The following is a 19,887-nucleotide window of genomic DNA, read 5'->3' as shown; positions in this document are numbered from 1 at the left end:
CGGTTGAAATATAATTCTTTCAGGGCATCATCATGTTTTGCGCGACACCACTAACTATAATGGATGAATTATAATCGCGGCCGGATTGATTTATCATCCTCCATTCGTGCGTTTGTTCGCGATGTCAGCAACCTATACGTGTTAATCGCATTTTGAAATTGCACCTCGCGACAATCGGACGCGCTGCGCCCCGCATGTGACGGGGCATGGTGACTATGTATCCCTGATCTCAAGGCCTTGATGGCTGCTTTCAAGACTTGTTGACCCACAACGCCTGACGCTTCGCAAGGGTCGATCTCTATTTGGAATGCGCGTCAATTTTAACGAGAGTGAATATGGCGGAACGCGGCGAGGATAGTAACAAGGTTCCTTCTACTTTCGAGGTAGATACCGGTTCGATGTCCGGATCACAGGAAGGACGTCCTGTTAGGATGTTCCCGATTGTCGGCGTCGGTGCTTCATCGGGTGGACTGAATGCGTTCAGAGCCCTGCTCAAAGCGTTGCCTGAAAAAACCGGCTGTGCGTTTCTTCTCGTTCAGCATCTTGACCGGTCGCATGAAAGCATGCTCGCAGAACTTCTGGCGAGCGAAACGACTATGGTCGTAACGGAGGCTGTCAACCTTGCCTTGATAGAGCCCGAGCACGTCTATGTCATTCCACCAAAATTCCTGATGTCGGTTGACGGAGGAAGGATATATCTGTCGCCCCGGCGGGAACTGCATGAGGCACCTCTGCCGTTTGATTTTCTCCTGGGTTCTATGGCCAAGGAATTCGGGCCGTGGGCGATAGCAGCTGTCCTGTCTGGCACGGGGTCAGATGGCTCATCCGGCGTCCAGCAGATCAGGGATTTCAAGGGACTTGTTCTGGTCCAGGAGCCTCAAGAGGCACAATTTGGCGGCATGCCCGAAAGTGTTATTTCGCTGGGCATTGGCGCTACGGTTTTACCGGTCGAAGAGATGCCTGCGGCCATCGCCAAACATATTGCGCTGCTGTCGCGGCTTCGAGCGGATCACTCGATGGAGCGCCGAATGCCCCAACTGGACCGGATCATCGAGATATTGAAGGTTTCCACAGCGAATGATTTTTCGGCTTATAAACATGGAACGATGCAGCGCCGGGTCGAAAAACGCATGGCGGTTCTCGGTATCGAGATTGAGAAGATAGACCGGTATCTTGAGATACTCGAAAGCAGCGAAGACGAGCGGCAAAATCTCGTCAGAGATCTCCTGATCAACGTCACCAGCTTCTTCCGCGACGGGAAGGTGTTCGACTTTCTACGCGATACCATTATTCCGGATATTCTCCACGCAAAAGCGGCTCACGGAGCAGTGCGGGTCTGGGTCGCTGGATGCAGCACGGGGGAAGAAGCATATTCTCTGGCTATTCTCTTCCTTGACCTCATTCAGTCCATGGGCCTTCGTCTCCAGTTTCAGATGTTTGCCTCGGACGCCGATGGCGAGGCGGTCGCAATTGCCAGAGACGGACATTATTCACATGAGGCAACCAAATCGCTGCCGCCCGACTTGCTGGAAAAATATTTCGTAAGGGATGACAACGGATACACCGTGACGGCGCAACTGCGTGGGGCAGTGGTATTCACCGTGCAGAATGTCCTCAGCGACCCACCATTCTCACGGATCGATCTGATTTCATGCCGCAACTTGTTGATTTACCTCGAGGCGGACGCCCAAGCGAAGGTCTTGTCGCTTTTCAGGTTCGCCCTGCGGGAGAACGGTATTTTACTGGTCGGAAAATCCGAAACCGTTGGCGGAATGGATGACCGTTTCAAGCTGATTTCGGAATCCGAAAGGGTATATCGGCGTATCGGGCCGCCGGTTTTCGGTGATCTTAATTTCGGTGCGGTTGCGGGCGGAAATGTCAGAATTCCCTCTTCGCAAGGAAAGGCGAATTCAGCGTCGAGGCACAGTGTGCTTGCCGAGGCGGTTTCCCAGGTTCTGCTGGGTAGCTACGTGCCCGCCGCAATCCTCGTCAATCGGAAGTATGAGTATCTCTACTCCATCGGCCCGACAGCAAGGTTCCTGCGGATCGCTTCAGGCCCGGCATCGCATGACCTGTTCGCCATCACACCGACGGCGCTCCATAATAAGATCAGGTCTGCGATCCAGCATGCGAGCCGGGATCAAAAGCCGTTCGTAGCCAAGAATGCAAAACTCGACAGCAACGGCGCACACATCGAGTTCAACATTCATGTCGACCCGCTCTTCAGTCAGGGTGAAGAGCTGTTCCTCATATGTTTTGTGGAGGATGTTGCGCAGGCCAACGGTGTTGTCCGATCGCAGAAATCATCGACGACAGATGCGTCGCCCATTACCGAGCTTGAATTCGAACTGGAGGAGACACGGGCGGAATTGCAGGGCGCCATACGCAATCTGGAAATTGCCAGCGAAGAACAGAAGCAGATCACCGCCGAAGCACTGTCTCTGAATGAGGAGTATCAGTCGACGAATGAGGAACTCTTTACTTCGAAAGAGGAACTGCAATCCCTCAATGAAGAGCTGACAGCCCTCAACAATCAATTGCAAGAAGCACTGGAGCGTCAGCGGGCAGTTTCCAACGATCTGCAAAATGTCCTGTACAGCACCGATGTCCCGACGCTCTTTCTGGATGCCGGTCTTCGTATACGGTTTTTCACACCAGCCACCCGGTCAGTATTCAAGATTATATCGTCCGATGTCGGCCGTCCCCTCTCGGACCTTAGCGGCTTTGACGGCGACATTACGCTTCAAGTCGATGCAACGGCGACGCTGCTCCGAGGCAACACAATCGACCGAGAGATAGGAGGACCCGATGGTCGCTGGTATGTCCGCCGCGTCAAACCCTATCGCGGCGCGAGCGAGGCAATCGACGGAGTGGTCATCACCTTCATCGATGTAAGTGCCCAGAAACAGGTTGCCGAAAGCAGGGAAGCTGCCAAGAAATCCGCCGAGCGGGCGACCGAGGCCAAGTCGCAATTCCTGTCTGCGGCAAGCCACGATCTGCGTCAGCCGCTGCAAACCTTGAAGCTGTTGCACGGGCTTTTGGAAAGGAACGTGGATGAAGGGCAAGCACGCACTTTCGTCCAGAGGATGGGGGAGACGCTGTCCTCGATGCTGGGTATACTCAACTCTGTTCTTGACATCAACCAGATCGAAGCGGGGATGGTGGAACCGCAGATCGTGAGCTTTGCGATTGGCGATCTTCTGGGAAGGCTCTTCAAGGAATTTTATTATCCCGCTCGGGCGGCGGGGCTGCAACTCCGTGTCGTACCGTCCAGCCTTGCCGTTCGCACCGATCCCCGCCTGTTCGAGCAGATCGTTCGCAACCTTCTATCCAATGCACTGAAATACACGCCGAGCGGCAAAATTCTAGTCGGCTGTCGCCGGGTCGATGCAAAGGTTCGGTTCGAGGTGTGGGACACCGGTATAGGCATTCCCGAAAACCATATCGAGGAAGTCTTCCAGGAATACCATCAACTCGACGCATCTGCTGGCGCGGAAGACCGGGGTTTGGGGCTGGGATTGTCAATCGTCAAGCGGCTGAGCGAACTTCTGGGACTGAAGATAGCGGTGCGGTCGCGATTGCATGAAGGTTCCGCATTCATGATCGAGATCGATCGGGCGCCGGCAGGGGAGCCGCTTGCGCCATTGCGTGCGCCAGTCGATGACAATTCGCGTCAAGCGATCGCCCTGTCGTCCGCGTCGATTTTGATCATCGAAGACGAAAACGGAATGCGCGATCTGCTCAAGATCGGTCTGGAGCAAACTGGATACGTGGTCGCTGCGACCTCAACTGCTGCCGAAGCGATCGCGATTGTTAGAGGGCTGAAGTTCATGCCCGACGTTGTTCTCGCAGACTACAATCTTCCTACAGGCGGGAATGGCATAGCTGCGATTGAAGATATTCGACAAGCACTCCGCCAAAATGTTCCGGCACTCATTCTCACTGGCGATATTTCAAGCAAGGCCCTGAGGGATTTTGCTCAGCACGAAATTCCTTATCTGCACAAGCCGGCGAAACTCAAGGACGTCATGCAGATGGTGGAGACACTGGTCGTTCGCCAAAACGGTGAGAGAGCAGGTCACATAAGCGAACCTGAATATATGGAGCCGATGACGGGCAGGCTCATCGAAGTCATCGACGACCAGCAGGACATAAGGGACAATTTGCGCGCTCTGTTCGAAGGAGAAGGCTGGGCGGTCGCAACCTATGTTTCGGCAGAAGAGTATCTTGCAAACTACAAGCCCGACAGATCAGGTTGTCTGCTTGTCGATGCGTATCTCCCCGGCATGGTCGGCATGGAGTTGTTACGTTTGCTGAAAGAAAGACATCATCGGTTTCCGGTGATTGTGATCACGGGTCGCAGCGATGTCCGTATGGCAATCAATTCGATGCGATATGGAGCGGCCTATTTCATCGAGAAGCCTTTTTCTTACCAAGAAATATATCGGAGCGTGCAGTCGGCCCTCGAGCGATCGCGTGATGCGAACGAGCGCGAAGAGCGGCGTGAAACAGCTCGAGCCACGCTGGCGACGCTTACTCGCAAGCAACGTCAGATCCTTGATAGAATTGTTCAGGGGCAGGCCAACAAGATCATTGCAGCCGATTTGAAGCTTAGTCAGCGCACTGTCGAGAATCATCGCGCCTCAATCATGCGCCGAACGAAATCCACTTCGTTGCCGGCGCTCTTGCGGCTTGTCCTGAACGCTGAAGAATAGGCCTACCATCGGACCGCTATCTTCGGGCCATCGCGGCGCGAATGCGGTGCAATGCATCGGGCCGGCGCAGAAGATAGCTTAGCGGCGGCAGAAACGCGGAAGCGGGTCTGAGCCGGAAAGCCTGTGCGAGAAGCGCACCCGCGCCGGGCCGACGCCGGGTAAAATTGGAAATCGCGCACCAATAGGCGCGGTCGCTCAGGCTGGCGCGACCGCGTCGCAGCAGGGTTTGTGCATCGGCAAGCAAAGCGCCTTCATTGCCGAAGAAGCTCTCAAGCGCTGCTTCGATTTCGGTATTCCACGCCAGCACATTATCAAGGATGGCCGACTGGTTGGCACCGTGGATGCGGGTGAAATTCTGCACGGCGTCAAGTTCGACGATGTCGCCCAGAACCGCAAGCCGCATCCACATCTCGACATCGTCGGTGTGGCGCAGTGCGGGCCGGTAGTGACCGGCATGTTGCTGGATGTGCGTTCTGGTGACGGCGAGGGGGCCCGGCACCGGGCTGCGTCCCGTCGCGCAAATGCCGACGATGAAGTCCACCCCGGCATGAAGGCGCATGCCATCGGCATCGTCGCCAAGGCCGGATGCGATTTCGGCGTCGTCACGGAAGAAGGCGGTGCGGCCGAAGGCCATGTGCGCGCCGGGGTGATCGTCGAGCGCCTTAATTGCGCGCGCCAGGGCACCGGGAGACAGGACATCGTCGGCGCAGATGATGGCGAAATAATCCGCTCGCGCCCAATCGATGCCTGCGTTGAACGATGCGTGCCCGCCGAGGTTTTTTGGGCGCAGGCTCGTTTCGATGCGCGGATCGGATGCCGCGAGCGACCGGGAGATCGCAACGCTGTCGTCCGTGGAGGCATTGTCGATGATGAGGATACGCATGTCCGGGATATTCTGGGCAAGGACGCTTCGCACGCAGCCCTCGAGAAAACGACCGTAATTGTAGTTGGGAATGGCGATATCGATGGTGCTCATGGCTCGACCGTTGCGGAAACGGCAGCGTCGGGAATGGACGCCGGTGCCGGAGGTTTGCCGATCCGGCGCAGACCGCCCACGACAGCATCGAGCGTCGATCTGAGTTCGCCAAGCAGCGGGTGGCGCAGAATAATCAGGCAGGCGGCCCAGCCTGTTGCCGACAGAAGGACGGCACCACCGGCCTGGGCGAGGGAGTAATCGAAATGGAAACCCATAGAGGCGGCGATGGCGAGCGGCCCCGCGATGGCGGTAAGGGTCACGGCGGCACTCGGCCCGATGGCGGCGAACAGTTCGGGTATTTTGAAGTGGGCGTGGCGTCTGACCAGATAGAAGGCGATGAGCATCTGGAAGGGCAATGTGACGAACTGGCTGAGCGCCACGACGGTCAGGCCGAAGAAGCTCGCGGAGCAGAGCACAATTGCCGAGACGCTGCGGCAGACGAAATTGCCGAGGAACGCTTCGCGGTTGGCGTTGAGAGCGATCAGCAGCGGCGTTGTCAGCACCATCGGAAACCAGAAGATCGACGCAAGTGCGAGAATCCGGGTGATCGGCACGGCGGCAAGCCACTGGTCTCCGAGCGCAAGTCGCACGATGGGATCGGCGAGAATGGCGACCATGATCAGCGACGGCCAATAAAGCACGGTGATGTAACTGAGGGCACGCAAGTAGGACCTGCGCACGTCTCCCCCCTCGCGAACTTCGGCGGCGAGTGCGGGGAAGGCGAAGGAAAAGATTGCCGAGAGAAAAATGCGGTCGGGAATGGAGCAGACGGTATTGGCGCGATTATAGATCGCGACCGCAGTCGGCGTCATGGCAAAGCCGAGCACCAGTTGCGGCAGGGACTCGTATAATTTGTCGACGATGGTGGCAGCACCCCTGTAGCGGCCGAATTCGGCCATGCGGCGCCAAGACTTTAGAGAAAGGCGTGCGGTACGCTGGGCCGGATCGGCATAGGCGGCAAGGGCGCTTGCAACGCTGTTGCCGACGAGCAGGCCGAGCGCGAAACTGACAAAGCCCCATCCATTGCTGGCAGCGAAGATCGTCACGCCAGCCATAACGATGAGGCCGGTGGTTCGGACGCGTGCGATGGTGCCGAAGGCAAGCTGGCGACGCAGCATGGAAAACGCCGGCATGCCCAGGCTCTCGGCGATGACGGCGAAAATTGCGAGGACAAGATAGTGCTGGAGACCGGGCTGGTGGTAGAAAAGCGCCAGATACGGTCCGCACAGATAGAGAATGATCCCGAGAATGCCGCTGGCCAGCAGCAGCAGTGTGAGCGACGTGTTGATGTCATCGCGCTCAACGACATCGAGCTGAATGAGGAAATCGGAAGAGACGAATTCGCGGAAGGCGAAGATCACCGATGTCACCCCGTAGCCGATCACGGCAAAGCCAACGTCCGCAGGCGAAAGCAGCCGCGACATTATCGCGATCAGAGCCAGATTGATCGCGATTCCGAGGTGTTGTTCCAGCATGGCCATGAAAAAGGCGCGGCGGACTTTGTGCATCGAAGGGCTCCGACAGCATCGCCGACAATCGACGGTAGCATCAAATCTAGAGGAGGGGCGTAAACCCTGGGAATCTGACCGTTGGGATGGTAGCCGGATCCGTAGGTGTAGGTCGTTTGTAGAATGTTTCGTGAAGGGCATGCGATAACGTGCGGTCTACTCCTATCGAATGTTAGAGCGCCCCGGTGTTAAGCCGAAAGGATTAGGCTGCGGGACTGCTTGTGCCTAAGGCGTAACGCCCTGTGGCGTTGCGACGACATCACGGGAGAGAAGTTCGCGGCCAAGCAGCGCCTCCTGCTCGGAGAGCTGGCGCTTGAAGCGTTCGTTGGCGTGGGCAATCCGCTGCCTCACCGCGTCCGCTCCAGCCAGTATCTCCTTCACCAGTTCGATGACATCGTTGACTTCGAACGTGTCGATGTGCCGGGCAAATTTCTCCTGATCGAAATCGTTCATCAAGTCATCGAACTTGCGGGCGTAACCTATTGATATTGTCGGATTTCCGAGTTTTAAGGAGCAGACCACGCCGTGATATCTCGACACCACGGCAAGATCGATTGCTGCCATCTGCTGCATGATGTCGCGCAGCGTTGCGGCCGAGCTGATCTCGATTTGCGACATCTCATTCTCGGAGAGCATATCCGTCAGCAGATACATGAGATTGGCGCAGGCGACCCGATCCGTGACGTCCCCCATCAAAAGGGTGATGCGATGACCTTCACCGATCAACCAGCTGACCAGCTGCGAGAGCTTGCTGATATAGGTCTGGTAAATCCTGGAGGCCTCGGGGTCGTTGTGACGCCAGCCGCGATAATCCATGACGCCGACGCCTATTCGCATCACGCCGTCGGCGGCGCTCTCCCGGTGGGGCACCGTAACAGGAAGATCAAAGGCGATATCGGGGTAACGGTGGTCCCGCGACACGTCGACGCCGATCATTTTCATGTAGTTGAGCGAGAAATCGTCCCGGTAGGATCGATACGACGCCATCTGTGCGGCGGAGCGCAAGAACCAGCGGCTGAGGCGGCTTTTCATCGGTCCGGCGCCGATGCTGACGAAGGCGATCCGCGTGTTGCGAAGGCGTGCAACGAGGCACCAGCAAAACACCACAAAGGGCCAGCCGAACCATTTTTCCTGAAAATCATCGAGGATGCCGGTCCCCGGTATGATCATCAGGTCGTCCTTGTCGAAATAAAACAGCGAACTGAAAAATAACATGACCCTTCGGGGCAGATTGCCGAGCAGCCGGTCCAGTTGCCTCATCCATGCATTGGTCAGGGGCGGCCCGCCAACGCCGATCGAACGAATATTGAATTTCGCGTTTACGACGGTCGGATTGGCGCAGATACACAACAGATCGGCATCGGGCCTCATCCTGCGCAGATAAAGGAGCATGGCTTCCAGCGATCCGTCATTGCCCGAATTGCCCGAGCCAAATTGTCCAAGGAGAGTGATCCTCATGTATTTTCCAATCGCCGCACGGCGCCGACACGCTCGATATGGCATTGATATCCGCTAAGCGGGCACGACCCCACACCGACCTTAGGGGTGCGACTTACGCCAAACGACTAGGCTGACTGAGGCAAACCTTTCAAAGGAAGATACAGCTAAGCCTAAGATGCAACTGCCCGTCGTCCCCTGGCATTTTAGTATGTCGCGTTAGCCGCCACTCGAACCATCCGCCGTCTATCAGTTGCGGTGTGGTTGTGGGTGCAAGAGCGAGAGTGTCTCATGAAGCTTGCCTATTTTGTCCTTCCCCACATCGGCGGCACCTATTCCGTCTTCAAACATCTGCGCAAGGGCCTCGCCGTCTATGGCATCGACGTGCGATGGCTGGGCGTGTGCAAGGAAACATACGGGCTGCCTCTCGATCTGCAGGGCGAAAAGGAATTCGGTCAAATCCTGCGCATGCCGGTCAATCTCAGCGACCGCGAATGCGCAGTGCAAATGGCGGCCGCCATCGCCGACGGCGGCTTCGACGGTGTGATCGTCAACGTTCTCGGCGATCAGTTGCAGACCAATATTGCCCGCTACCTGCCGGAAGACATCCTGCGTATTCTCGTCGTCCATAATATCTCGCCCGGAACATATGCCGCTGCCCGCTCGGTGCGGGACTACGCCCATTTGACGATTGGCGTATCGGAGCGGTGTCGGTCCGATCTGGTTGCGCGCAACGGCTTTTCCAAGGATCGCACCTACGCAATCCCGAATGCGGTGGATAGCGATGCGTTTCGCAGCCAGGCGGTCCGGCGCGTCAACCGAGGGCCGGAGCTCAAGGTTCTTTTCGTCGGGCGGATTGAAGATGCATCGAAAGGCGTGATGTGGCTGCGGGAAATACTGGACGCCTCGCCCGAGGCGGTGCGCCTGACGGTCGTCGGCGATGGGCCGGACATGGAAAAACTGAAGCGCCGACTGGCCGGCCACGCCGGTCGCGTCAGTTACACAGGCTCCGTGCAGCTTTCCGACATACCGGTCATCATGGCCAGTCACGATGTTCTCATCATGCCGTCCCGCTTCGAGGGGCTTGGCATGACGATGATCGAGGCCATGGCCGGCGGTTGCGTCCCTGTCGTGTCTCATATTCGCGGCGTGACGGACACGATTGTCGAGACTGGCCGAAACGGCTTCCTGTTTCCGATTGGCAATTATACCGCAGCGGCCAACGCCATCCAACGCCTGCATGCCGACCGCGATCTTCTCGAGCGGATGTCGATTGCAGGAAAGGATATGGTGCTGAACCGCTTCAGCATCGAACGGATGGCCGCGCGCTATTATGAGGTCATCGCCGCGACGCTCAACAACCGTCCGGGCCTGTCAGCGGTGCTGAGGATGGAGGACTGGTCCATTCCCGCCGGGCTGAGGCCGGGCTTTCGAACCTATTTGCCATTGCCATTGAAAAACTGGCTTCGCGTCGTTCGTGAACGGCTCTGAAGCGATGATCGGCAAGGGCGGGCGACCTGGCTATCTGTCCGGCATCTTCCTTCTCTTGTTATGCATGTTTTCGACCTGTATCGCACAGGATACCGCCTTTCCGCTGCGGATATCGCAGGACAGTCGCCACCTCGAGGACAGCAAGGGTCTGCCATTCCTGATCGTCGGGGACAGTGCGTGGTCGCTGATTGGCGATGCCTCTCTCCCAGATGCGGAATTTTATCTGGAAACCCGAAAACGGCAGGGCTTCAACGCCGTGCTGGTATCGTTGATCGAGCATCAATTCTCCCGCAAGGCGCCGGCAAACTTCTACGACGAGAAACCTTTTGCCGGCGATGCCTTTGGTCGGCCGAACGATGCCTATTTCGACAGGGCGGAAGCAATCATCAAGGCCGCCGCCAGTCGCAATCTGCTGGTGCTTCTCTGCCCCGCCTATAGTGGCGCACGCGGTGGTCCCGAAGGATGGTATCAGGACATGGTTGCGGCCGGGCCGGAGAAGCTGCGGGCCTATGGACGTTATGTCGGACAACGTTTTGCGAAATACCCGAACATCGTCTGGGTGCAGGGCGGCGATTACGATCCGCCCAATCGTAATTTGGTCACGGCGGTCGCAATGGGGATCGCGGACACCGATCCCAGGGCATTGCAGACCGTGCATGGCAATCCCGATACCTTGACGAACGATTTCTGGCGGGATGCATCCTGGCTCGCTATCGATACGGTTTATACTTACGGCAATGTCGCAGCGACGGTGCTGGATCGATATCGATCCGGACCGCAACGGCCGTTTTTCCTCATCGAAGGCGTCTATGAGGGCGAGCACGATGTCAAGGAGCGTCAGGTGCGTCTCAATGCCTATGGCGCGCTGCTTTCGGGCGCGAGCGGTCAGTTTTTCGGCAACAATCCGGTCTGGCATTTTTCCGCCGCCGGGCTTTATGAGGCGAAGGACAGCTGGCAGGCTTCGCTGAACAGCCGGGGCGCTCAAAGCATCACACATCTGGCCGCGCTTTTCAGGCAACTGGAATGGTGGAAACTCGTGCCCGATCTGGGGTCCATGCTGAAAACCGATGCGGGGGCATTCGCGGCGCGTGACAAGGATGGCGCTTTCGCGTTGATCTATCTCGACACGCCTTCGGTTACAATCGATCTCGACCGTCTGGCGGCCGGTGAAAAAACCCTTCGCTGGTACGATCCCTCGAATGGACTTTACCTCGAGCCGGTCGAGCATCTCGGCCGCGGCGGCCTTCGCAACCTGACCGTACCGGCATCGGCGAATGCTTCAAGCTTTCAGGATTGGATCGCCGTTCTCTCCGCACAGGAATGATTGCTGCTGAGACATGACTCGGGACAAGCGTCGTTCATGCGTCGCCGCCCGCCGTCAAGGTCCCGGCCCTAGCTCTTTCGATGGTCGATCCGGTTCGGGAGTAAGCGGGGTAGACGTGAATACCGACACCCTCTCCCTTTGGTGGATTTCACATGCCTTTTGCCCGCATACCCCTCATGGCCGCTGTTTTTTAGGATCGTCGGGAGGCGAGTATCGTTGCAAATGCGCCGCCAGGGTCACTGCTAGGGGTCAGACATGTCGGGGATACTTTTCAACACCATCGCCACTTTCGTTCTGTGCGTATCCTTCATTGTCGTTCTCAGGCGCCTGACCATAGCGTTCCAGCTGGTGGATCGTCCCGATTCAATCCGCAAGCGCCACACCGGCGCGGTTCCGCTCTGCGGCGGCATTTCAATCTTTGCGGCTTTTGCTGTTTCCGCCTTCGTTGGCGGGTGGAGCGGGGTGCTCGGCATCAACTTCTGGCTTGGGCTGGCGGTGATCCTGCTGATGGGCGTCGTTGATGACCGCCGGCCGTTGCCCGCAGCGGGACGCCTTGTCATGCAGCTGGCCATGGCGATTGCGCTGGTGGGCGGCGCCGATATCGGCTCTCTTTCGGTGGGTGTGCTGTTCACGTCGCATTCGGAGTTGTTCCTGCCGCTGTTTTTCTTCATCGGCGTTCTCTTCGTGACCGGGCTCGTAAATTCCTGGAACATGCTCGATGGCGTGGACGGGCTTGCCGGCGGCACGGCTGGCGTTGCGTTGATCTGGTTGATGATCGTGGCGGTCTTCGCGAATGTCGGTGATATCATCCCGCCGCTTGAGGCGCTTTCGGTATGCCTCTGCGCCTTTCTGGTCTTCAACATGCGCGGTCCATGGCGGGCACGGGCGAGCATCTTCCTCGGCGATGCCGGCAGCACCGCGCTCGGCGCGACGATTGCCTATGTCATCGTCCTGCTTGCAACCACAAGCGTTTCGGTATCCTTTCCGGCACTGCTGTGGATCGTCATCCTGCCGATCACCGATACGCTTAGCTTGATTGTCCGGCGCATCATGCACGGTCGCAGTCCCATGTCGGCGGATCGCTGGCACTTCCATCATCTGCTGCTGGACTATGGTTTCACGCCGGCTGCGGCAACCAACACGCTAATCGTCATTTCCTTCCTGTGCGGAGGCATTGGTTTTGCCGGGATAAAAGCGGGTATCCCGGCGGAGGTGATGGCCGCCGGCCTTCTCGTGCCGATTGCCCTCCACACCGCCTTCGTCCTTGCCGCAACGGGTTATGTCTCGAAAACGCTGCTTCACAGGGGCAATTTCGATCTCTATCGCGAGGTCGTTCGCCTGCCTGTGGTTGCCAACGCAGTGTCGGAGCCAAGAGCAATACAATCGCCGAACGAAGAGTGATTGCATCATGAAGCCGCCGTGGCCCGGACCGCGCATTCCCCCCAAGCCCTTTGCGAATGGACGGCCCCGGCGTTCGCGCGTTTATCGCGGCGTGAAAACCAGCTGGCTGTTGAAACGGAAGTCGATTGTCCTCGGTGTCATCATCTTGGGTGCAATCGGGCTTTACGCACTCGCGCTCGTTTCAGCGGGATCGCTTCTCGTCGTGGAAGATCCGCCGGCGCAAGCCGATGTCATCGTCGTGCTCGGCGGTGACGGTCCGCCTCGCGCTCTTCAGGCCGCAAAACTATGGCACGAGGGAAAGGCGCCGCTGGTTCTGGTGACCGGCTACGGGGACTGCGACTTCATCCGCGACATGCTGGTGCGGTCAGGAGTGGATGTCGCTGCCATCTCGACGGAATGTCTTTCGCTCAGCACCTGGGAAAACGCGACATTCGCACAGCCGATACTGACGGAAATGGGAGCAAAACGCGCCATTCTGGTCACCAGCTGGTTTCACTCACGGCGTGCGGTCAAGCGCTTCCGGTTTGTCATGCCGCAAATCCAGTGGATTTCCCTTCCGGCGCAAAGAACCGTGTCGCTGTGGCGAGTTGCCTTCGACGCTGACGGGGTGCAGGTGTTCAAGGAGTACGCCAAGGCGCTGTTTTACGACATCAGAAGCAGTTTCGTGCGGGATATGCCGCCGGTTCAGGCGGGGCTTGCTTCATCATGAACACGCTTCTGGTCTTTTGCCTCTTCGCTGGTGTCGTCCTGCTCCTCTTCTGGGGAATGATGCGCCGGGAGCGAATTTACGAGTTCCCGTTTCTGACCGGCGTCATCACGTTCAGCTTTATCTTGCCGCAGGTTCCTGGCCTCTCGTCTGAAAACTTCCTGCCGGAAGGCGCGTTCACCCGAGCCGCAGTGTTCATGATGCTGTGCCTTTTCATGTGCTGGTGGGGATGGAAAAGAACGGCAACACCCTTTGCATTCTTCCGTATCGATTTCGATGAAACACGTCTGCTGATCGTCGCGGCCGTTCTGTCGCTTGCCGGTGCCTATTTCTATTTCAAGCTTAGCCGTCTGCCGGGAGAGTTGACCATTGCGGTGCAGATGACCGGTGTTCCGGTCATGTACATCTTCTTCTCACGGCTGTTGAGCTATGGGCTGGCCATTGCCGTGCTTTGCCTTGCGCGGCGGTTTTCCTGGCTGGCGCTCATCGTGCTTGCGTTCGACCTCGTCTTTTACCTGGATCGCATCGTGATCACCGGAAAGCGCGCCGAAGCGGTGGAACTCATCATGATGTTTGCGCTGGCATGGTGGTTTTACAAGGAGTGGGCGATACCGCGCATCTTCGTCATCCTTGCCCTTTTCCTCGGCACATTGTCGATGAACAGCATGGGCGATTACCGCGCCATTACCAAGGCCAACGATGCACCCGTCTGGGATGATATCAAGAAGATCGATTTCATCGGCAATCTTGAAAAAGTGTTCCGCGACGGCGGCGACGAGATGCGCAATGCGATCATGCGGATCGACAACACCGCAAACACACTGCAATTCGACTATGGCAAGTTCCATTGGAACCGGCTGGTGTTCAACTTCGTGCCCGCACAACTCGTCGGCGTGGAGGTCAAGCAATCCTTTATGCTGCCGGTGCCGGTGCAATCGCGCGACTACAATCCCGTCCTCGGCACGACGGAGACCGGAATGGCGGATGCGTTCGGGTCCTTCTGGTATCTGGGAGCGTTCAAATTTTTCCTGCTCGCCTATCTGGTGCGCCGGATCTGGGTGACCGCGAATACGGGCGAGTTTTCGGCGCAATTCACCTATCTGCTGTCGATCATACCGTCTATGCACGCCATATCGCACCAGACCGACTGGGTTCTCATGGTCTGGGTGCATATGCTGATGTTTGCAGCACCGGCGCTGGCATTTGCGGTCATACCCGCGCGCGTGCAGCAGCGGCGATACGAGATACCATCTTTGAAGTCTCAAGTGGGAGGGTAGGCGATGCGCTCACGATACGACGATCCTGGCTTTCAGCATGCAACGACACCCCTGCCGCGTTTCGGAGGTCCGACCTTTGCACTGCATTTCCGGCTGAAACGGTTGATCTGGATGATCGTCTGGCGGCTTCTTGCCGGCTGGACGCCGCCGCCGATGCGCCGCTGGCGCAATTTTCTGCTGCGCAGTTTCGGCGCGCGCCTGCATGACACCGCAATGGTGCATTCCAAGGCAATCGTGTGGTGGCCCGGCCACCTCGTCATGGAGCGTCATGCATCTCTCGGACCCGGCGTGATCTGCTACAATGTCGACACCATCACCATCGGCCCATATGCCTCCGTCTCGCAGCGCGCGCATCTGTGCACCGGGTCGCATGACGTTCAGGACAGCGCGTTTCCCCTCGTAACGCGGCCGGTGGTGATCGAGGAAGATGCATGGGTGGCTGCGGAAGCCTTCGTCGGTCCCGGTGTCGTCATCGGCCGGGGGGCAGTGCTCGGGGCACGCGCCGTCACGGCCAAGTCTCTGGAGCCGTGGACGATCTATGTCGGCAATCCGGCGAGGCCCGTCGGCTCCCGTCGTCAGGAAGCGGCGGCTTCCTGCGCACTCAGCCGATAACCCTCGAGCGTCGCATTGGCGATGGCGGGCCAAGTGAATCGCTCCAGCACAAGCCGGCGACCGTTTTCGCCCATCGTCCTCGCCCTGGCCGGATTGCTCAAAATGTTTGCCAGTGCCTTGGCAACCTCGGCCGCGTCCACCGAGACGATCAGCCCGGCATCAACGACACCAACTTCGGGAAAATGACACTGGTCGGTGATCACCACGGGCGTGCCGCAGGCAAGCGCTTCGGTGATCGCCATGCTGAAACCCTCCTGTCGGCTTGGCAGGCAGAAACAGTCGGCATCGACCATGGCTTCGAGCTTCGCTTCGCCGTAGATCGCTCCGACCATAAAGACGCGGTGCCGGATGTTAAGTTTTTTCACCAGGTGCATAAAGTGGCCCTCTGCTCCACCAGGCGGGCCTGCGACGACGAGATCAACGTCGACGTAGGTGTCACATATAGCCGAAAAGGCCGAGGCAAGGATGTCGATACCCTTTTTGATGTGCAGGCGTGACAGGAATAGAATGTAACGCCGGCCGTGCGCCAGAGCGATTTTGTGCTTGAAATTTCCTCGGGCTGGGAGGGGATCGAATTCCTCGGCAAAAACCCCGTTCGGTATGATCAGATTTCGCGCCTGAAAATTCAGCGTCTCGACGGCTGCCACCTCATCGACGTTCAAAAGATGCAGGAAGGCGGCCTCGTTCAGCATCTTGCGATAGCAGAGCATGAGGGCGATCTTCTTTTTCCACGATCGCTGCCCAAGGCTCCAGTGATCCAGCATGCCGGCCGGGCAAACGCAGTAAGGCACGCCAGCGGCGCGGGCGAGCTTGGAAGCGTAGAGCAAAAAAGGCTCCCATACCCCGTGAATATGCATGAAGGATGCATCTTTCAGCACGTCGTTCAGCACCCGCCGACCTTTAAAGCAGAACAGCGTCTCCAGCCTGCCGGGGGGCGGCAGGAGATGCCAGCGGATATTCTCGAAATGCGGTATGCTGCTGCCGATTTCCTTGACCTGCGCCTCGATGGCGGCGTCGCCATAGCTGACGATATTCACATCCAGACCCAGTTCGGTCTGTGCGGCGGCAAGGCGCATGGCAACGGCCTGCAAGCCGCCATGTTTGGGATCAATCGAAGCGATGACGTGGATGATCTTCATATCTCGTAGTTCCCCAGGTACCGCGCATCGTCCGTCATGCAAAGAGTTGGCGAGCGCGACAGATGCGGGCCGGACAGGGCCGCAAGAAGCCGCTTGCCATAGGATTCCACGGTATGTTCGGCCGCGCGCGACAGGGCGTTGGCGGACATGCTCTGCCGCAGTTCGGGATTGTCGGCGAGCGCGCGCACCGCAGTCGCTATAGCCTCGGGATCGCAGACGGGAACGATGAAACCTTCGACGCCATCGCGAACGACGCTGCCGGTGTTTTCGGTCGTTATGACGGGCAGGCCCGCTGCCAGCGCTTCATAGACGGCGGTCGCGGAACCCTCGCAGAGCGACGGCAGCAGGAAGACATCCGCCCACCGAAATTCCTCGGCGATCTGCGAGCGCGGCACGATCCCCCGCAGCTCGACCCATTGCGAAATCTGCTGCTTGACGTCTTCGCCTAAGCGAACGCGGCCCGCCATGCGGAAACGGGCTGAACCTTCCATTAGTCGGGCGGCTTCCACGACATAGGGCGAGCCCTTGCGCAGCCCGACTTCGCCCACGGTCAAAACCCTGATCGGCCCCGGCATGCGTGCCGGTCTGTCGATGGCAGCCGCCGCATTGACCCCATAGGGAACGACGACACACCGGTCTTCCGGCCCACCGCAGGCGACGACGTTCTTGCGGACGAATTCCGACGGGCAGACGATGACATCGGCAAGGCGCCACTCGGCTTTTTCCCGGTCGGCGAAGAGACGCGCATGCGGGTTGTCCTGCACGGGACCTGCCCATGCGGGAAACCGCTTCATTTCCTGATTGAGAAGCATTTCGACGACATCGCGCGGCGCGATCATCTGCTCGACTGCGGTCCACAGCCCCTGCTGCTTTGCGGCCTGCATCTGTTCGAGTGCGTCGCCGCTGAAGGCGTAAAGCCCGGCGGCCCCATGGAAGCCGCGCCGGGCGACCATTTCGGAAAAAATCGACCCGGCCCAGATCGCATGCGAGGTTTCCTCGACAACATCCTTCGTGCGCATGTGGCGCAGCACGGAACGGAGGCCAAAGCTGGAAAACACCGTCGTCAGCGCTGACGGCACGCCTTTGGGCAGCCGGCCGGCCAGGCGTTTGACAGGGGCGGGATAAAGGGTGGCCGGCAGCGAATTGACGATGCGGGGCCAGCCTTTCGTCGCGCATATATCCGTGTAAAAATGTGCAAGGCGGCCAGCGGATGCGAATATTCTTGGCACGGCATAATGCATGCGGGCGCCGAGTTGGCTGACGACGACTTTGTCTTTCATGGCGCGATACCTTGAGCGATAGGGGGGCTGTAAGGCTCGACAGTCTGCAACCCGGCAATCAGCGCCGCCCATGCGTCCGCCGCCTTCTCTCGGGAATATTCGGCACAAAGCAGCCGCCTTGCCGCATCCCCCATCGCTTTCAGGGTCTCCGGGTCGTCACAGAGGTTTTCGATGATGGCGGCGAGCTTATCGGTCTCGCTGATTTCGACGCTGCTGCCGCATCCCTTGGCTTTGAGAACGCGCGGCACCTCCCCATCGGGATCGCCGACGAAGATCGTCGGCCGGCCGGCTGCCAGAATGCCATAAAATTTGCTTGGAATGATGCAATGCTCCAGTTCCGGCAGCAGCGAGACCAGATGCACGTCAGCAACGCTCAGGCTTTCGGCAAGGTTCTCAACCGGTTGCAGCGGTTTGAAGATGATGTTCTGAAGACCGAGACCCTGAACGGCGGCCATGACGCCCGCATGCTGGTGTCCACCACCAATGAGCAGGAAGCGGATATCCGGCCGGTGCTCGAGACGTTTCGCCGCTGCCAGCATGGTGCCGAACTCATGCGCCCGCCCGAAGTTTCCCGAATAACCGACGACGAACTTATCCTGCAGTCCCCACGCCTTGCGCAGGCTGTTGTCCCTGGGGGAGACGGGATAGATTTCCTCGCCATCCGACCAGTGATGCAGGACGCTGATGCGATCCTCTGTCAGGCCTTGTTTGAAAAGGAATTCCGCCATCTTGTCGGTTGGGCAAACCACCATTGCGGGCGACCGCAGCGACCAGTTGCGCGCGAGCGTCAGCCATGCCGCAAGCCATCTTGCGCGCTTCCTGAAAAAACCGAGCTCTATCGCGGTCTCCGGAAAAAGATCCATGATCCAGTTCACCATGCACGCGCCCTTGAGGCGGATCGCGATGCCGCTTGTCACGGAGAGGAGTGGAGGATCGGTGCAGACAACCACCATATCCGTTGCCCCGACATTGCGCAGAAGCCAGACGAATGCCAGCACCTGAAAAAGAAGGTAATCAATGCTGCGGCGCACAAGGCTGTGCCGACCGAAGCGGCCGCTTGCGAGCCTTTTGATCTCGACACCCCGAACGGTCTCGGTTGCCGGCAACACGCTGCCGGGATGATTGTGTATCTCGCGACTTGCAACGACGGTCACGTTCATGCCGCGTTGCGCCAGCGAAAATGCGATCGACGATATCATCCGGCTTGTCGCCGACTGGTCGGGGAAACCGTATCTGTTCAGGAAGATCATCCTCACGCTTTTTTTCCCCCGCCATGCGTCCCGTCTGAAGGAGCATTCTTGGCGACGTGAAAACAGGCGGCAAGCTGGTCGTAAGGACTAGGGGGCTCACGATACGGAGTGTCCAATACTCCGAAGTTGGCGCCGTACTATCCTTTTGGTAGCTGAAACGCAGATGACGCCCTTATGGGTTAGCGACTCCATAAAAATGCCCCAGCCAATAAATGGCAGGGCGGTCGAAGCGGATCGGACGCCGGCCGTGAGAAACAACCGGCGTCTACTTAGGTCAGCTTGTTGAAGAAGTAGCCAATTTTCTAGTGCCAATCGAAAGCGGTGTCCTGATAACACCGCTACAACCGTCCTTGACTGACTTTCGTTCAGCCAACGTGGGCTCTGCAGCTATCAGTGGCACTCGCTGTCGCGGACATAGCCTGCATTGAGCCAGCCGTGGATCGTCCGGTCACCGTCGTAATGGGTGACTGGACACCAATGGCTGCCCCACGCAACGGACGACGGCTCGGATTGGCCGTCGAGATGCAGGATTCCATGGCGTTGCGGCTGGAGGATGTCAACGATCCGGGCAGACGCCGATGGCCTACTCCGAAGGTTCAACACGTCGTCCAAGGCGACATTTGCGACCGCCAGGCATCCCCTGCCAGTGGTAGCTGCCGCTGAGCCAGCCAACAACAGGAGCGCAACGGAAAATAGGTAAAGTCACAATGCAGTGTCGCTCATGACAGTCCTTTCGACTGCATCTCTAAAGCCACATCAAGCAAACACGCG

General features: G+C 58.3%; 13 protein-coding genes. 7 read left to right on the top strand and 6 right to left on the bottom strand.

Annotation, left to right across the window (positions count from 1 at the left end):
* Positions 1–335 precede the first annotated feature (335 nt).
* The gene (locus AB4Z23_RS15445) at positions 336–4,715 is read left to right on the top strand and encodes a CheR family methyltransferase (RefSeq protein WP_441360335.1); all 4,380 of its coding nucleotides are present in this window, start codon (positions 336–338) and stop codon (positions 4,713–4,715) included.
* Positions 4,716–4,731: 16 nt separating this feature from the next.
* Here AB4Z23_RS15445 and AB4Z23_RS15440 read toward each other — a convergent pair whose 3' ends face one another.
* The 3 genes from AB4Z23_RS15440 to AB4Z23_RS15430 all read right to left on the bottom strand — a co-directional run bounded on the left by AB4Z23_RS15440 (position 4,732) and on the right by AB4Z23_RS15430 (position 8,657).
* A complete protein-coding gene (locus AB4Z23_RS15440; protein WP_025596049.1) occupies positions 4,732–5,691 on the bottom strand; it encodes a glycosyltransferase family 2 protein in 960 nt (319 codons plus the stop codon).
* On the bottom strand, positions 5,688–7,199 hold the full coding sequence (locus AB4Z23_RS15435; RefSeq protein ID WP_441360334.1) for an oligosaccharide flippase family protein: 1,512 nt from the start codon (positions 7,197–7,199) through the stop codon (positions 5,688–5,690). The genes AB4Z23_RS15440 and AB4Z23_RS15435 overlap by 4 nt, the downstream gene beginning before the upstream one ends.
* 225 nt (positions 7,200–7,424) lie before the next feature.
* Positions 7,425–8,657, bottom strand: a complete 1,233-nt coding sequence (locus AB4Z23_RS15430) for a polysaccharide pyruvyl transferase family protein (protein WP_025596051.1) — start codon at positions 8,655–8,657, stop codon at positions 7,425–7,427.
* Positions 8,658–8,927: 270 nt separating this feature from the next.
* Here AB4Z23_RS15430 and AB4Z23_RS15425 point away from each other — a divergent pair, with 270 nt between their 5' ends.
* The 6 genes from AB4Z23_RS15425 (at position 8,928) to AB4Z23_RS15400 (ending at position 15,447) form a co-directional block, all read left to right on the top strand.
* Positions 8,928–10,127: a glycosyltransferase family 4 protein gene (locus AB4Z23_RS15425; RefSeq protein ID WP_025596052.1), complete on the top strand. Its 1,200-nt coding sequence runs from the start codon at positions 8,928–8,930 to the stop codon at positions 10,125–10,127.
* Positions 10,114–11,451 carry an apiosidase-like domain-containing protein gene (locus AB4Z23_RS15420; RefSeq protein WP_029658877.1) on the top strand — a complete coding sequence of 446 codons (1,338 nt, stop codon included), beginning with the start codon at positions 10,114–10,116 and terminating at the stop codon, positions 11,449–11,451. Before AB4Z23_RS15425 ends, AB4Z23_RS15420 begins: the two co-directional genes overlap by 14 nt.
* Positions 11,452–11,706: 255 nt before the next feature.
* Complete coding sequence (locus tag AB4Z23_RS15415; RefSeq protein ID WP_025596054.1) at positions 11,707–12,852, top strand: MraY family glycosyltransferase; 1,146 nt, start codon at positions 11,707–11,709, stop codon at positions 12,850–12,852.
* A 7-nt stretch (positions 12,853–12,859) separates the two neighbouring features.
* Positions 12,860–13,561, top strand: coding sequence for a YdcF family protein (locus tag AB4Z23_RS15410; protein WP_035202464.1), 702 nt, complete (start codon positions 12,860–12,862; stop codon positions 13,559–13,561).
* Positions 13,558–14,835 carry a hypothetical protein gene (locus AB4Z23_RS15405; protein WP_025596056.1) on the top strand — a complete coding sequence of 426 codons (1,278 nt, stop codon included), beginning with the start codon at positions 13,558–13,560 and terminating at the stop codon, positions 14,833–14,835. The genes AB4Z23_RS15410 and AB4Z23_RS15405 overlap by 4 nt, the downstream gene beginning before the upstream one ends.
* Positions 14,836–14,838: 3 nt before the next feature.
* On the top strand, positions 14,839–15,447 hold the full coding sequence (locus AB4Z23_RS15400; protein WP_025596057.1) for an acetyltransferase: 609 nt from the start codon (positions 14,839–14,841) through the stop codon (positions 15,445–15,447).
* Here AB4Z23_RS15400 and AB4Z23_RS15395 read toward each other — a convergent pair.
* The 3 genes from AB4Z23_RS15395 to AB4Z23_RS15385 are packed head-to-tail and all read right to left on the bottom strand — an operon-like array spanning position 15,411 to position 19,116.
* The gene (locus AB4Z23_RS15395) at positions 15,411–16,586 is read right to left on the bottom strand and encodes a glycosyltransferase (RefSeq protein WP_025596058.1); all 1,176 of its coding nucleotides are present in this window, start codon (positions 16,584–16,586) and stop codon (positions 15,411–15,413) included. The two genes, AB4Z23_RS15400 and AB4Z23_RS15395, sit on opposite strands and share 37 nt — an antisense overlap.
* Positions 16,583–17,866: a glycosyltransferase family 4 protein gene (locus AB4Z23_RS15390; protein WP_149916331.1), complete on the bottom strand. Its 1,284-nt coding sequence runs from the start codon at positions 17,864–17,866 to the stop codon at positions 16,583–16,585. The genes AB4Z23_RS15395 and AB4Z23_RS15390 overlap by 4 nt, the downstream gene beginning before the upstream one ends.
* Positions 17,863–19,116: a glycosyltransferase family 4 protein gene (locus AB4Z23_RS15385; protein WP_306623955.1), complete on the bottom strand. Its 1,254-nt coding sequence runs from the start codon at positions 19,114–19,116 to the stop codon at positions 17,863–17,865. Before AB4Z23_RS15385 ends, AB4Z23_RS15390 begins: the two co-directional genes overlap by 4 nt.
* Positions 19,117–19,887 lie beyond the last annotated feature (771 nt).

This window comes from Agrobacterium sp. MCAB5 (assembly GCF_052114365.1).
Classification (GTDB): Bacteria; Pseudomonadota; Alphaproteobacteria; order Rhizobiales; family Rhizobiaceae; genus Agrobacterium; species Agrobacterium tumefaciens.
Note: the sequence above shows the minus strand (reverse complement) of the source record. Positions and strands in the feature narration are given on the sequence as shown.

Excerpts from the sequence above, each read along its gene's own strand:
- AB4Z23_RS15435 (WP_441360334.1), bottom strand. The coding sequence starts at position 7,199 with ATGCACAAAGTCCGCCGCGCCTTTTTCATGGCCATGCTGGAACAACAC.
- AB4Z23_RS15415 (WP_025596054.1), top strand. The coding sequence starts at position 11,707 with ATGTCGGGGATACTTTTCAACACCATCGCCACTTTCGTTCTGTGCGTA.
- AB4Z23_RS15390 (WP_149916331.1), bottom strand. The coding sequence starts at position 17,866 with ATGAAAGACAAAGTCGTCGTCAGCCAACTCGGCGCCCGCATGCATTAT.
- AB4Z23_RS15445 (WP_441360335.1), top strand. The coding sequence starts at position 336 with ATGGCGGAACGCGGCGAGGATAGTAACAAGGTTCCTTCTACTTTCGAG.
- AB4Z23_RS15440 (WP_025596049.1), bottom strand. The coding sequence starts at position 5,691 with ATGAGCACCATCGATATCGCCATTCCCAACTACAATTACGGTCGTTTT.
- AB4Z23_RS15385 (WP_306623955.1), bottom strand. The coding sequence starts at position 19,116 with ATGATCTTCCTGAACAGATACGGTTTCCCCGACCAGTCGGCGACAAGC.
- AB4Z23_RS15395 (WP_025596058.1), bottom strand. The coding sequence starts at position 16,586 with ATGAAGATCATCCACGTCATCGCTTCGATTGATCCCAAACATGGCGGC.
- AB4Z23_RS15405 (WP_025596056.1), top strand. The coding sequence starts at position 13,558 with ATGAACACGCTTCTGGTCTTTTGCCTCTTCGCTGGTGTCGTCCTGCTC.
- AB4Z23_RS15410 (WP_035202464.1), top strand. The coding sequence starts at position 12,860 with ATGAAGCCGCCGTGGCCCGGACCGCGCATTCCCCCCAAGCCCTTTGCG.
- AB4Z23_RS15400 (WP_025596057.1), top strand. The coding sequence starts at position 14,839 with ATGCGCTCACGATACGACGATCCTGGCTTTCAGCATGCAACGACACCC.
- AB4Z23_RS15425 (WP_025596052.1), top strand. The coding sequence starts at position 8,928 with ATGAAGCTTGCCTATTTTGTCCTTCCCCACATCGGCGGCACCTATTCC.
- AB4Z23_RS15430 (WP_025596051.1), bottom strand. The coding sequence starts at position 8,657 with ATGAGGATCACTCTCCTTGGACAATTTGGCTCGGGCAATTCGGGCAAT.